Raw genomic sequence first — 13,658 nt, forward strand, 5'->3', positions numbered from 1 at the left:
GCTCACTCCGGCCTTAAACGCGTTGATCGGTATATTCGTCCCTCCTTACTCGCCTTTTACCGTAATCCTCGCCTCAACAGTTAAGACCGTGTTGGCGCTTTTCGACCAGGGTTGCACCAGCAGGTTCAGCATCGTGCCCGTTCCTGCAACATCAGTGGCTCCCACGAAGATGGATACTTTGCGGTGATCCCCGTTCGCCTCCCCCGGCAGAAGCTGTGTGCGAAACCTCACCTGATTGCCCGATTGGCTTACCGATGATACGGGCTTTCGCAGCAGTTCTGCGATGGTCTCGCCGGGCGCTGTGTCGTCGCCGATGACCAGGTAAGGGCTGGGCAGTAGGCCGATGTTCTGGGCGATCAACCCGAAACCGGCCTGGGTGATGAAGTTGTTCAGCGGGCCTTTTATCGTGCCATCGGAATACTCGAAGAACCACTCGCCTTTTACGTTAACTTTCAAATAGCCACCCCGTTGCAAATGGTCATGGTCTCATCAAAGGGGCGTTTCCAGACGCGCCCCTGTACTCGTCCTGATAGAGCCCGAAAGCGAACATAACCGGGGTTCTGCAGGTCAATCGTTTGATGTAGCGGAACAGATCGCCAAGGAGAAAAAGCGATTCCGTCCAAACTGGTCGCCATCTCAACCTGGGGCCACGTGTTGGAATCAACGGTCCACAATGACAAAAACCCGGCCTCCGCAAACAGCGTCTGGACCGGGTTTAAGGGGGTTGCTTCGAACTCGAGACTTTGCTCAACCACAAAGGGCAGCTGGGCCGCTTTGGTTACAAGACTGTCGCCAACCTGTAAGCCTTCGGTGCCATAGATGAACTTGTTCAGCCGGGCCGTTTCGTTCAAGCCTGCGTTTTTTTGGCTGCTGACCAGCGCCTGTAAGACATCCGGGATGCCGAGCAGCCGGCCGCCGTACTCCACATGATAGGTCCATTGATCCGGCGTCAGCGGCGAAAGGGTTACAGACTGGACGAGGTACGTTCCAGAGACGCCGATGTCTGGTAAGTCCACGGCGATCAATTGTCCCGGTGTCCACTCGCCTGTTTCGGTATCGAAGCTGCCTTTCACCCGGGGATTGGCGTGGCTCCGTAAATCCGCCTGCCCTGCCGCCTCCGCCGCCTCAATGGAGGTTAGCTTGGGATCGACGATGACATGTTCGTACACCCCGTCGCCGCCCTGCACCGCCGCAACAGCCTGCTGGGAGCGGATATCGTCGATCATGGTGATTACGTCGATGTCGTAGCGGTATGTGAAAGAGAGCGTTGATCCGCCAGGTGTCGTTGCGGTCTGAGGGCTGGCTTTGACGTACTTTTCCTGGTAGTTCAGGAGGTAAGCGTACTCGGCCTCGTCATGGACGTTTTCAATCCCCACCGACACCGGCACCCCAGCAATCTGAAAGCTCAACTCATGGGGTTTATGGGGAAGCATCCAAATCCGGGCCAACCCGTCTGCCTTGGTTTCGTAATAAAAGGGATCCGACAGCATCACACCGCCCCGGACGTACACCCGGTTGCGGAGCCCTTGGATTTGGATGTCGTGCTTGATGTTGCGGAGGGGAAACGTCTGGTCGATGGGTACGGGCGAGGACCGGGTCGTATCAGCAGGATCGAAGAACCAAACGTCCCGGAAATAGTCCACATACCAGTCCCACCCGCAATACTCGGCCAGCTTCTTGAAACACTCAGAGGGCTGCTGGTAGTCGAAGATGATAAAGGCCACATTCGGCGCACCGGTCTGGACGTGGTTTGCCGCAAAGTCGGGGGCGTACTTAAGACAGATGTCCCGCACAATCCAATCGGCTGTGCGGTTTTCGTACGTCTCCACCACCAACCGCCGATCCAACTGGTAGGTATAGTCCTGGCACTCCACCTGCCAGATCCGCAAGGCCCCCACCCGGCGGGACAGTTTGACTGTATCGACGATCCCCGCAAATAGCCGCTTGCCGTTGACTTCCACGATCACTTCGTCACCTTCGGTGGGCTTTACGTTCTTGATGCAAAAAGAACAGGTGTCCACCATTTGGGTGAGCACCTGTTCAATCGAAATATCCTCCAGCAGGATTGCAGAAATCCGTTCGATACCGGCGATGCGAAAGGACTCGGCCATTACCACTTCACCCCTCGCCGGGCCAGTTGCCGTTCTAGCTGCTCCCAAATCTCCGAGGCGTTGCTGCCTTGGATCGTAATGTGAAAGGTGTTGCCGCCGCCTGCCGGTGAGAGTTCCGGCGTAGAGAAGGGTCGCGGGGCGTAGGCCGTTGAAGCGACTTCATGAGTGGCCCTGTTCGCCATCGTCCGACCGGCGTCGCCCACCGCGTCCCCCTGGCGATCCATACCCGCGATGAAGCCGAGGGCCGTGAATTCCCCGATTTCGCGCATAACCCGGGAGGGTGAGTGGATTTTCAGGGCGCTTTTGGCCGAATCGATAGCTCCCTGAAACAGGCCGGCTGCGGCGTTACGGAGCCAGCCGCCGAGGTTCATCATGCCGTCCACAAAACCGCGGACCACGTTCATGCCCATGGTAAACGCTTCTTGCTTGATTTCCTCCCATTTCTGCCGGAGGACCGTCTTGATGACCGTCATGGCCGCCATCAGCTTCCCCGGAGCCTCGGCAAAGCAGGCCAGCACCAATCGCCACATCTCTTCGGTTAGCCGCCGGAAGGTTTTTGTGGCTTCATCCCAAGTGGATTTGAGCGACAGGGCGGCGGCGATTACAGTCTCCAGAACAGAGGCGAGAATGGTCCGGGTGCTCCCGTCCACGGCGGTTAAGGTATTATTCCAAACCCGGCCAATAAACTCCCAGGCCGAACCGATCTTCTGGCTTACCGCATTCATCGCTCGGGCGATCTCATCTTTTACCGAATTCATGCTGTCGGTGGTGGCTCGACGGATCGTATCAAAGGCGCTGGTCCAGATTCGTTTGAGGCTTTCCCAAAGCGTGGCGACGATATCACCCAGCCGGGCTTTCGCCGCCTCGAAGGTTTCGACGATGCGATCCCAGTTGCCAGCGACGAGGTCGATCAAAATCAGGAAGCCTGCGGCAAAGACGATTTTCAGACCGTTCCAAATGGCCTGGGCAATTGCCGCTAAGGTTTGGGTATGGGCCGAAAACAGGGCTGAAATTGCCGTCCATGCGTTCGCCACGATCGCCACGACCGTGTTGCCGGCTCCTTGAAAGATAGCGGCAATGCCGTTCCAGGCTCCCGCAGCTATACTTTGAATCGACGTAAACGCCGCACTGGCCGCCGTGCCGATTGCGGACCATACGCTACTCAGATAAGCGGAGTAGGCATCCCAAACTGCTGCAGCCGTTTCAAGGAGCCCGTCCCAGATAACCTGGAAGAAAACGCCGATACCGGTCCAAATCGAGACTGCAGTTTGCTCGATAGTTGACCAGCAAGTAGCCAGTTTTTTCGTGATTTCGTCCCAGTGGGTGTACAAATAAATCCCGGCGATTGCCAGCGTCCCGATTACGGCTGCGGCAATCCCGACCGGCGTGGCCAACGCTGCCGCCGCTGCGCCGTAGGCTGCCATGACGCTGATGGCTGCGGAAAGGATCCCATTGATGGCTGCAAACGCTGTAAATCCAGAGGCAATGCCGAGCAGGATGGGGCTGATGATACCCCAGTTGTCTTGCAGAATTGAGAACAGCGTTGATACGCCAGTGATGATGCCGTTTAATACCGTTGCTACTCCTGGCGAGAAGGCGCCTTCTATGGCCCCCTTTAATCCGTCGGCCTTAAACCCGGACGATAGCTTGTCCACAAAAGCGATGGCCAGCGGCATGAAAGCTTTTAACCGCTCCGATACCGGCTGCAACACCTGGCCGATCAGCATGTTCGTGTTGTCTTTCAAGGTACTAAGCATCCCGGTAAAGGTCTGGCTCTGCTTCTGCATGGCCCCGGAGAACTTGGTGCCCATTGCTTCAATCAGCGCCGGGACGGCCTCGTCAGCCATGACCTTCCCCTGGGCAGATAGCGCCATGAGTTGTTGCTTGCTCATGCCCAGTTTGTCGGCCATCAGGTCCCAGGCAGGGATGCCCCGTTCGGCCAACTGGTTCATTTCCTCCGCCGACACCTTGCCCTTGGTGGCCATCTGGCCGAGAGCCATGGTGATGCCATTGAGGACTTCCTCTCCCCCGCCGATCGCGGATACAGCATCGCCGATGGACCGGAGGTTGGGCATGACGCTCTCGGCGCTAAAACCCATCGCCAGCATCAACTTGGCCGACTTTTGCAGGCCGGGGAACTCGAAGGGCGTCTCGGCTCCGAATCGCTGCAGTTGGCCGATCATGTCCCGCGCCTTTTCAGCGGATCCAAGCAGGGTTTCAAAAGAGATGGCCGCCTGCTCCATGTCGGCGTTAAACGACAATCCTTTGCCGATGCTCAGGCCGCCGAGGGCCGTGGTGATTGCGCCGATGGCAGGCAGGGCGACGCTCTTTAAACTAGAAAAGGCCCCACCCATTGTGGAGCCCGTCTGTTGCATCTGTCCACCGGCGTATTTCACCTGTCCCATAGCCGTCTGGATTTTCGATTGCAGGCCGGAGATATCGGCGGTGAAGCTGACAAGAACGCTGGAGAGTGAGGCCAACCGCTTCCCTCCTTATCGGCCCTACGATTTGAACTTCTGTTTTAACTCCGACAGAGCTTGAAGCTGCTCGTTACGTTGAACCCGCTTCACATCAGCCGTTTTGCCGAGCAGTTTATCGGGCGTTACCGGCCGCTTCAGGTTCCCGCTGGCGTTCATGATGTGGCAGGCCAGCCAGGCTGTCCGGTAATCCTCGGCTTCCTGGCGCTGACGCTCGGCCTCAAACCGGCTGTCGATGAGGTCCAGCAGTTCGGCCAGCGTGATCGCCCAAAACTGATCCGGGGAAAAACCAAGCGAGCCGAAGGCGACCTTTTTGAGTTGGTCCCAGTCGGCTCGCGTTAATCGTTTTTTCGGGTCGCCGTTTCAAAGGCTTCCGCAATCTTGGTCTGGACGTAGGCCATGTTCTCAAAATCCACCCAATCGCCCACGGCTTTCTCCGTCAGTTCCGGGGCTTCATGGATGAGCCCGGCCCACAGGAACGTGCGGATCGCCTTGAGGCCAAGGTTTGCCTCGCCCAGTTCTGTTACCGTCAGCCCCAGCTTATCTTCAATTTCGGCCAGGGCGTTGAGGGTGTAGCGGAGCCGCCGAGGCTTGTCCAGGTCAATATCCACGAATCCACGCTGTTTGTTTGCCATCCGTTACCTCCTTTAGCTTCCTGTCGATACCGCCAACGCCCCGGTGCCGGTCAAAGTCAGTTTGTAGGTCGCCGCGTCATCCTGGGGGAACTCGTAGGGAAAGTCAGTGATGATGCAGGTTCCGGTGTATCGCTTGCCGGAAGGCAGCCGGATTTCCGCTTTCAATGTGGATCGGCTGTTAAACACTTCGTCCAGGTGGTCCAAGGCGGTGTCGCTCTCCAACATGAATCCGTCGCAATCGATGCTCCAGGAGAGCACCCCGGCCACATTCTCAGCCCAGCCGTAGGCGTCCTTGGAAGTGGTTTCGATCAGGTTGGCCGAACGGTTCAGGGTGGCTCCACTCTGGCCGCCAACCACCGTGTATACGGGCTGGCTGGTGACGGAATCCGAACCCGTTTGGACGTACAGCAGCACGTCTACGCCTGCGATTTTTGCCAAATAATCAAGCCTCCTCAGTGATCAAGGTGAAATTCAGCGAGTAGACAGAACGATTGTTTTCATCGAGGCCCAGAAACAGAGGTCCAGACTGTGCGGCTGCACAAAAAATGACGTGGGTTGTTCCCACGTCGAAGTTGCGTTTGCCGTGAAGGGCCTGATGAAGGTCAGTGGCTTTTTTCTCTGCCACAGCCGGATCGCTGGCCCGGATCAATATCTGTAAGGCGGGGCGGCTGATGTTTGCTTTCAGACTTGCTTCTCCCCCGCCTGTCAGCTGGACAGCCGCACAATCACCAGCCAGCGGTGGGAACGTATTGGCGAAGTACGTGAAGGGGGCGGTTTGCTTGAGGACCGCGATGAGTTCGGTGATACTCACCTCATTAAGCCCCCTTAATCACGGATTGCAGTTCCCGTTCGATGTGCTGTTTGTACGCCGGAGTTTCGCCTTCCAGCGGTCGGGTCAAAAACTTAGTTCCAACGGGGTAGTGCTTGCCGCTCATGCCCACGCCGCCGGGTTTCGCAAGGGAGCCAGAGCCGAGCCGATATCGGCATTCATGCATCCACAGGGCGTAGTTGAACGGGCCTTCCTTGACGCAGTAATCCACCTTGGCAGCTACTTTGCTTCTGACAGCGGTCACTTCCTTGGCATAGGACTTTTCCAACACGCCCTTATCGTGAGGGGCCGTTTCCGAGGACGTGCGGACCAAATCGTCGGCACAGTCGTGGACGGCGCGGGACAACTGTTTCTGAATTTCCTTCTGTACCCGCCGGAGAATACGGTCATCGATCTTGAAGCGAGCTTTCATCAGACCACCACTTTCGTGAACAGGGGTTTGCCGCTGAAATCCCGCAGAACATCAATGCGAACAGGGTTTTTTCGGGTGGTGCGGCCCAATTCATCGGTCCATTCCAGTTGATCGCCGTATTCCACCGGAGCCAACCCTTTGAGCAGGATTTCAGCCGTCAGGACGATTTCCTGCCCATTGGCGTTGGTCATCCGCTTCGAACTTGAATCCAGCCGACATAGGTAGGCAACGGGCTCGCTGAGGGCCGGGTTTCCCCAAATGTCCAGTTCCCCGGAGCGCCGAATGAGGACGGTCTGCTTCATCGGAATCAGTCAGCATACCTCCCCACCCGGCGGCCCAGAATGGCGATCACTTCAGGGGAAATGCGGGGGACCGTGTTCATAGAGATGCCAAGGCCGCTGACAGAAACGGAGGTCACGCCCTGCTGGGACTTGCGAACCGTTTCGTCCATTCGCAAGAGCCACAGGGCTTGCTCGAACACCGCTTCATCGGGAAGAGGCCGGGTGTCCCGTCGATAACTTCGGAACACCCGGTAAAGCTGAGTTTCAGCCGTGTTCAAGGCGCGATGGCGAGTGACGTCGTCGGCTGCCGTCCATTCCTCGTTATGAAGAACTTGCGTGACAAAGTAGGTGTTGGCTAGATTTAGATCCGCCATCTCGCCTCACCTACTTCGCAACGGTCTTCGGCTTCTTTTCTTCCGCCGGTTCCTCGCCGATAACTTCAGCGGTATATCCGTAATCGTTTGTCAGAAGGTTTTTCAGTCGTTCATCTTCCACGATGGCCTCACCGTTTTGAAAAAGTACGCCCTCCGTTACACCGTTATAGATCGCGTTGGGCGTCTTAATCCGATACTTCGCCAATCTTTTCCCTCCCTACGAAAAATGAAGGCGTGGCAGATCGCTCCACCACGCCGTTCATCGATTAGGATTTTTTGATGTACCGCAGCCGTGCGGCTGCCCGAGGATGGAACACCGCCATCCCGCAGTAGAACTCAATCCGGGTGCGGAATACGGGCTTGCTGTCGATCTCGCCAAGGTCTCGAACAGATACGCCGCCGTTACGCAGGCCCGAGACATACTGCTCGGTCCCGAATTTAATAGCGTAGATGGAGCCTGTGTTGGACTCCGTACCGGCCTTGTTCAGTTCGTTAAAACCAAGGATTTCTTGTCCGGCTCCGTCGGTTTCGATGATGCGGATGGGGATCCCAGCGTAGGTGCTGACTTGTCGACCAAAGGAATCCTCGCCACTCTCGATATAGTGGGTGGAGGTCTTCAACGACTTCTTGATTTCACGACGCATCGCTTTGGAGCAAAGAAGGATGTCCGGTTCACCTTCTACCGCGTCAATCAGTTCGTCCAGCTTGTCCGAATCGAAGAATCCATCGTTATTATCAATAATTTGAGAACCAGTGAGCCGTTTTTGCAGCCCGTCGAACTGCCCCGGCAAAGCAGCGTCGCCCTTGAAAAAAGCTCGGGTAAACTCCAAAGCGAGGGCCTTGGCTTTCAGGTCCGTGTGGATGGACCGGATGTCGTTGACATTCCCACGGGTCTGGACGAGGAACTTGTCAATGTCAACGTCCCCGCCGAGGATATACAGTCCCTCGGAGAGTTGATTGACGACGCCTGCGGATTCGACGTAACCTTCATTGACGGAACGGAACGCGATGCCGGGCAAAGTTTGCTCCTGATTGTACTTGTACGAGTTGCCCGAAATCTCCATGAACGGCAAGAGTTCCAGGATGGGAGACGAACGGGCAAAGGTTTGGATGACGCCTTTCTGCAGAATATCAGTCGATAGCTTCGCGGCTTCCGTCATCGTTAATGCCAAAGAATGTATTCCTCCCTAATCGTTTTTGGGCATAAAAAAAGCGCAATCCGCGAGGATTACGCTCGTTGGGCATAGCCCATTTTAAGAAGCTGGATGGAACTGAGTTGGTTGAGGTCCGTGGTCTGCGCTTGCGCCGGGTTGGTCGCCTGGCCGACTGGCTGTTCCTGTTTGCCGGTGCCGAACAGCCCTTTCTGCTCCGCCATCGCCAGCCATTCCAGCTTGGCTTCCGGGGTGAGGTTTCCGGGGACCAGGTCATGAAAGTCCTTCGGGATGCCCTCCAACTTGGCTTCCAAGAGGCCGTTGATGACCGATTCTAACTGCTCAACCCGAGAACTTGCGGTCTTGTAGCCGTCCTTCGTCTTGGTCAGTTCGTCGGCTGCGGTCTTGTACAGTTCCTCGAACTTGCCTTGCTGTTCTTTGGTCTTCTTGGCCTGGGTATCTCGTTCGGCCAGCAATTGGTCTAACTTTCCTTGGACGTCCTTGTACTTGGTGTTGACCTCGTCAAACCGGGATTTGGGAATCAGGTGTTCCTGAGGTTTTCCTTCCGGCTCTTTGGTAGCGGGAGCTTCGGGAGCCGTTGTCTGCTGCTCTTGAACCTGCGTTTCCTCTGCCAAAAAACATCCTCCTTGCCCTTCGCTTGTTGTCGCGGTCGCGTCCGCGTGGGGGTTAATTGGAATATGAAAAAAGGCACCCGCGTTAGTTGCGAAGTGCCTTCTGCGCTTCTATTGCTTTTTCACGGTGCTTTTCCCGTAACCGCTCCGGCAGTAAGCCCATATCCCGCACCGGGCTGACGTGGTGCTGGCAGTTGGGGTGAAAGATTTTGCCGGTGGATCGAAGTTGGTCATAGGTGAGATAGCCCGGCGTCAAGCCATGTAGGGAGATCACCAGCCCTTCAAAGGTCCGACATGCGTCTTTTGCTCCATGCGACGAAACCACCGCCAGGTCGACGCCCCGTTCTAACGTCTCTACACGTGTTCCCTCGATGTGGGCCTGGGTCAGCTTTGTTCGAACCACCATCTCCGCATAGGTGGAGAGGTTCCATCGGCGACCAGCCCGGTCAACGATGCCCACCCAGGCTTCGCTATTTAGCTTGGCCGACAGCCCTTTTTGCGTGAGGTCATCGACGATTGTCTTCTTCATGCTCTGACGGCCCATCTGTTCCAAGGCTTTTTGGCGTAATGTCTCGCTGACGGCGGTTCGCACAAGCTGCTTTACTTTTCGCTCGGTGTTTTGCGTGGCCATCAAGAGGTCCGTATAGGTGTCGCTGATAAGGGCGTCAACCCGTTCTCTCGCCAGCATGGAAAAAGAAATGGACGATGCCGCCTCCGATATCGAGGTTGCATCGCCCAATGTGAGGATGGTCTGCGCCTGGGCCTCTGTGAAGGATTCTTTGATTACCGCTTCGCACCAGGATTTCGTGGCGCCATCTAGGTCTCGTAGGATCACCATGATTTGACTGAGCAACGATTCGGCGTAGGCTTTTTCCAACCCGCCCGATGCTGAAATGACCTTTAGCCGTTCGACGATCTCTGCGAACGCCTTCTTGTAATAGCTCATCAGCCGTTTGACGTCCCGTTCATATACGGGTTTTGGAATCATCCGTCATCACCGGGCTGCTGAAAGATGGCCGGATCGGCCACCGCTTCCTCGTCATTCATCCGCTTCAGTTCCGCTTCGGCCTGTTCTTCCGTCAAATCGTCAAGCCACATGAGGGCTGATTTTTGAGAGATCGTCGCCTTGCCGCCAGTACGGATGGACATGATGTTCGCCATTTCCGTCTCATCGTCGGGCAGGCCGTCCTTGAATTTAACCTTGGGGATGGTCACTTCGTAATCCTGCGGCCCTTTGCAGGCGACTTCGAGAAGCTGGGCGATCAAAAGGACTCGCTTCAAGGTCTTGTTGTAATACTGGCGCTTACGGTTGATCTTCGCCAGGATGGAGTTTAACCGCCATTTGATCGCCAGGCCCGAGGCACCGCTGGTTCCTGCATCGCCGGAGCCCAAAGCGATTTCGGGGATTTCAGCGTTGATGAGCAGCAGCTTCACCAGCTTGTCCAGTTCGGTAAAGGCCGCCTGGAGTTGGCCGTCCCAGGTGATGTACTGCGGGACCACTTCGTCTTTGCTCATGACCTCAAAGACTTTATCTACACCCACCCGAAAGATGGGATTGCCCAGTTCGTCCTCGCCGAGGGTACCCGCCGGAACCGCCATGGCCGGATCTGCATGTTTATCTAGGATAGAGGCGATCTGCGAGAGCCGGTGGTTGATTTCATCGAATAGCGGTTTGTTCTCGCTGAGGTCGTCGATACCTTCCCAGCAATCGTCCGTGGCGTAGTTGGGCACGTGAACGACCAACGGATAGGGGACGCCCGTAAGCACTTCCCGCCGTTCGCCAGGAAGCTCCGCGTAAATCTTCCATTCGTTGATTTCATTATCGACCGTGACAACAATCGGCTCCATCTTGTACTTGGCGTAGACGATCCGTCCAGGATAATGGCTTTCGACATTCAGGACCCAATCCTCGCTGTCGCCGCATTTCACCAGCACCGGGTAGGCGATGTGAACGGCGATCATCCGGTTGGCGTCTCCCGGTGCCGTTTCGGGGAAGACAAACTCCGGATTCTGGGCTTCAATGATCACCCGGAAGGGATCCACATCCTTGCCCACCGCCCCGCCGTACTCTTGGCCGTAGCGAATTTTGTAAAAGGAATCTCCCCGATAGGCGTTGGACAGCGCGCTCTCATAGTTGAGGATGTGGAGGTCATTGGTGTCGAGAAGCCGTTCGATTGCCGTCTGCTCTGCGGAGTTGTCGCTCTTTCCGGCGGAGAAGGTCGGTTGCTCGCCAAATAAAAAATCGGCTGATTTCTTGCAAATCACACCGGGGAGGTTCGTGGAAATATAGAGCAGTTCGTTTTGCCTGCGCGAAAGTTTGTTTTGAACCCGCTGGAATACGTCGAAGTGCTTGCCGAGAAACAGCTTTTTGTTCTCCCGATATCGCCGAATCCGCTCCCGATGCTCTGGTGCCGGGTAGTAAGCGCCAATGGAGAAGATGGACAATTGCTGACCTCCCTTCCACTTTTTTCACCCACCATGTAGGGCCGTGGCGGGATTTTACAATCCAACTGGTTTTTGATGGAACGTCCGCCGCCGTCCACCGCCGCAGAGTTCAACGGCCATCTGCAAGGCGTCGGGCAGATCGTCGTGGTCATGGTTCGGGAACTGCTCCAACTGCTCCAGCAGGATACGCTGGTGCTTCATGAACCGGAGAATCCCCTGTTCGATAATGGGCTCCAGCGACTCGATCCGTTCTTCCTTCTTGGTCTTGCTGGTGACCGCTTTGAGCTTAGTCGAGTAAATGCCTTCCTTAGCCATTCGCTCTCGGGCCTGACGGAACAGGTCGAACTGGGCTTGGACGGTCTCGATGGCGAAAATCCGGGGCCGATACTTACCGATTTTGTTGATGACCTCAAGAAGCGCCTCATGGGCCGGGCACTTCCTCGCCCAGGTCTCCACGACATACAGGATGCCGGTCCGCCGGTCCCGCCCGATGACAACGATGGCGTTGTAATCTGAACGGTTATTCTTGCCCATCGCGATGTCCCAGGCTCCGAAGTAGTCCAGGGGAACAGGCCGGCCCATTTTGTCACGCAGTTCCGGGTAGTCGAAGAAGGTAAACATGGACGGTTTGAAGATTTGGGTCTCTTCGTCGATGGGGTTGTTGAGGTACTCGGAACCGAAGGCCCGGGAGCCGATATTGACCTTCTCGATCATCAGCCGCGAATAAGAAAAGCGTCCCGGCCATAAGACCTCGACGCCCTGATCCATTTCTTCTTGATTTGTCTGGTAGAACGCGATGGCAACATCCAGCCGGGTTTCGTTCTCTGGATTGCGGCAGGTCGATTCGAACTGCTCCCACAGGTCGCCCCGTTCCGGCGGAGATACGATGGCGGAGTAGGTGCGCGATTCAAAGTCCGACCGCTGCAAGACCGTGGGGAGTAAGCCCCGCGCATGAACGATGGTGCCCATGTAGATGAAGGCTGTCTTGGCCGGGTCGCCAATCGGCATAACGACGGAGTTGAACCAGTGCAAGTTTTTATCCCGTAACTCTGGCGTGTTGGTGTTCTTCGCCGATTCCAAATCATCGAGGATGACCAAGTCCGGCCGGTATGAGCCGTTCCGCTTACCTCGTAGCTGCTTCCCCATTGATGCCGCCTCGACGAGGATGCCGGTACGGGTAAGGAACGCCTCCTGATTGTCCCGTTCGTTCATGGCCTTACGGTCTGAAAGTAACTCGCCGAAATCGTCCCGTAGCTTCTGATTGAATTTGAGCTGCAGCGAGATCCATTCGATGAACTTCTTGGCCATCGAATCCGTTTCCGAGATGATGAGGATGTACTTTCGCTTATTGAAGACGATTTCATGAACGGGAAAGCCGTTGGAGAGGTAGGCCGACTTGGCGTGGCCCCGTGGGGCGGCCCAGGCGATCCGGGCCGTGGGGTTGTCGATAGAGACCACGCGAAGGAGATCGCAGAGTTCCCGGTGGAATCGAGGGGCGTCGTCGATAGTGGTGCCTACCGGAATGAGGTTCTGCTCGTTTGCTGGGTTTTTGTCGTCAGAAAAATACTCGTACATGAAGAACAGGACATCAAACTCCGACCGGTCGATCCGCCGGAGCCGGTACAGCTCTTTGAGATCGGCGATATACTCGGTCTGCATGGTGGGGCTCAATTCTTGCTTGGCTCGAACCTCGTCAAATAGCTGGACGCGCTGTTCTAACAGTTCCATTCGTTGCTGGCGTTCCATGCGATCGAGGATGTTTATGGGTTAGTTCACCTCCGAGGATTTTTGAGGAAAACAAAAAAAAGACGCTCCAGATTCAATCTGAAGCGCCTAAGTTCGACAGCGTTTTTCCTGTTAAAAGCCATTTTTGTGCAGTTATTCACTATATCCACAGAAAAACACTATATTCCTGTTGATAAAGCGAAAAATTTTGCAAAAAGATGTCGAGGGCACGCGTCGGTATATCGTCATATCGACATATTGTTGCTATCATGGAAAAAAAACCACAAAGCTAGGAGGTTGATTCTGATGAAATTAGGTCCTTGGGAGATAAATTTTTCTCCTCATCTTGAAGAATTGGGCAACGTTCTGGTGACAGATGACGGAAACCAGCTAAAGGTATACTGGCAAGATACCTTAATTGCCCACCTGGTCATCGTCGAAGATATCCTTTCTTATCAAGGCGTTTGCCGGATGAATCTTCTTCCCGGACAAACTTTCATCCAGCTATGTTTGGATGACATCGAAAAGGTTATTGCCGAACTTAATTAAGTTCCAGGCTTCCCGACAAACCGCCGCCGTACATGAA

At 55.6% G+C, this 13,658-nt stretch carries 16 protein-coding genes and 1 pseudogene; 1 reads left to right on the forward strand and 16 read right to left on the reverse strand.

Going from position 1 to position 13,658, the window contains the following annotated elements:
- Positions 1 to 45: 45 nt before the first annotated feature.
- From GTO91_RS02975 to terL, 16 genes and pseudogenes are all read right to left on the reverse strand, one after another.
- The gene (locus tag GTO91_RS02975) at positions 46 to 456 is read right to left on the reverse strand and encodes a hypothetical protein (protein WP_161254631.1); all 411 of its coding nucleotides are present in this window, start codon (positions 454 to 456) and stop codon (positions 46 to 48) included.
- Positions 453 to 2,111 (reverse strand): hypothetical protein, encoded by a 1,659-nt coding sequence (locus GTO91_RS02980; RefSeq protein ID WP_161254634.1) that lies wholly within the window; start codon positions 2,109 to 2,111, stop codon positions 453 to 455. The genes GTO91_RS02975 and GTO91_RS02980 overlap by 4 nt, the downstream gene beginning before the upstream one ends.
- Positions 2,111 to 4,591, reverse strand: a complete 2,481-nt coding sequence (locus GTO91_RS02985; RefSeq protein WP_161254637.1) for a tape measure protein — start codon at positions 4,589 to 4,591, stop codon at positions 2,111 to 2,113. Before GTO91_RS02985 ends, GTO91_RS02980 begins: the two co-directional genes overlap by 1 nt.
- Before the next feature lie 21 nt (positions 4,592 to 4,612).
- Positions 4,613 to 4,873 (reverse strand): annotated as a pseudogene (locus tag GTO91_RS18760) (hypothetical protein); the annotation flags it as partial.
- A 53-nt stretch (positions 4,874 to 4,926) separates the two neighbouring features.
- Entirely contained in the window at positions 4,927 to 5,223 is a 297-nt protein-coding gene (locus GTO91_RS02995; protein ID WP_161254640.1) for a gene transfer agent family protein, read from the reverse strand.
- A gap of 12 nt (positions 5,224 to 5,235) precedes the next feature.
- Positions 5,236 to 5,661, reverse strand: coding sequence for a phage tail tube protein (locus GTO91_RS03000; protein ID WP_161254643.1), 426 nt, complete (start codon positions 5,659 to 5,661; stop codon positions 5,236 to 5,238).
- Positions 5,662 to 5,665: 4 nt separating this feature from the next.
- Positions 5,666 to 6,034, reverse strand: coding sequence for a minor capsid protein (locus GTO91_RS03005; RefSeq protein ID WP_161254645.1), 369 nt, complete (start codon positions 6,032 to 6,034; stop codon positions 5,666 to 5,668).
- Positions 6,035 to 6,038: 4 nt separating this feature from the next.
- Entirely contained in the window at positions 6,039 to 6,464 is a 426-nt protein-coding gene (locus GTO91_RS03010) for a hypothetical protein (RefSeq protein WP_161254648.1), read from the reverse strand.
- Positions 6,464 to 6,766 carry a hypothetical protein gene (locus tag GTO91_RS03015; RefSeq protein WP_161254651.1) on the reverse strand — a complete coding sequence of 101 codons (303 nt, stop codon included), beginning with the start codon at positions 6,764 to 6,766 and terminating at the stop codon, positions 6,464 to 6,466. Before GTO91_RS03015 ends, GTO91_RS03010 begins: the two co-directional genes overlap by 1 nt.
- A 5-nt stretch (positions 6,767 to 6,771) precedes the next feature.
- Positions 6,772 to 7,119 carry a hypothetical protein gene (locus GTO91_RS03020; protein ID WP_161254654.1) on the reverse strand — a complete coding sequence of 116 codons (348 nt, stop codon included), beginning with the start codon at positions 7,117 to 7,119 and terminating at the stop codon, positions 6,772 to 6,774.
- 10 nt (positions 7,120 to 7,129) lie between these two features.
- Positions 7,130 to 7,324 carry a hypothetical protein gene (locus GTO91_RS03025; protein WP_161254657.1) on the reverse strand — a complete coding sequence of 65 codons (195 nt, stop codon included), beginning with the start codon at positions 7,322 to 7,324 and terminating at the stop codon, positions 7,130 to 7,132.
- Between the two features lie 61 nt (positions 7,325 to 7,385).
- Positions 7,386 to 8,291 carry a major capsid protein gene (locus GTO91_RS03030; RefSeq protein WP_161254660.1) on the reverse strand — a complete coding sequence of 302 codons (906 nt, stop codon included), beginning with the start codon at positions 8,289 to 8,291 and terminating at the stop codon, positions 7,386 to 7,388.
- A 56-nt stretch (positions 8,292 to 8,347) separates the two neighbouring features.
- A complete protein-coding gene (locus GTO91_RS03035) occupies positions 8,348 to 8,905 on the reverse strand; it encodes a hypothetical protein (RefSeq protein WP_161254663.1) in 558 nt (185 codons plus the stop codon).
- 82 nt (positions 8,906 to 8,987) lie between these two features.
- Positions 8,988 to 9,848, reverse strand: coding sequence for a phage minor capsid protein (locus tag GTO91_RS03040; RefSeq protein WP_235918959.1), 861 nt, complete (start codon positions 9,846 to 9,848; stop codon positions 8,988 to 8,990).
- Positions 9,849 to 9,886: 38 nt separating this feature from the next.
- Positions 9,887 to 11,347, reverse strand: coding sequence for a phage portal protein (locus tag GTO91_RS03045; protein WP_170294072.1), 1,461 nt, complete (start codon positions 11,345 to 11,347; stop codon positions 9,887 to 9,889).
- Positions 11,348 to 11,401: 54 nt separating this feature from the next.
- On the reverse strand, positions 11,402 to 13,075 hold the full coding sequence (terL, locus tag GTO91_RS03050; RefSeq protein WP_235918961.1) for a phage terminase large subunit: 1,674 nt from the start codon (positions 13,073 to 13,075) through the stop codon (positions 11,402 to 11,404).
- A 303-nt stretch (positions 13,076 to 13,378) separates the two neighbouring features.
- Between terL and GTO91_RS03055 the strand changes: the two genes are divergently transcribed.
- A complete protein-coding gene (locus tag GTO91_RS03055; protein WP_161254669.1) occupies positions 13,379 to 13,621 on the forward strand; it encodes a hypothetical protein in 243 nt (80 codons plus the stop codon).
- The last annotated feature ends 37 nt before the right edge of the window (positions 13,622 to 13,658 follow it).

The sequence above is a fragment of the Heliomicrobium undosum genome (genome assembly GCF_009877425.1).
GTDB lineage: Bacteria > Bacillota > Desulfitobacteriia > Heliobacteriales > Heliobacteriaceae > Heliomicrobium > Heliomicrobium undosum.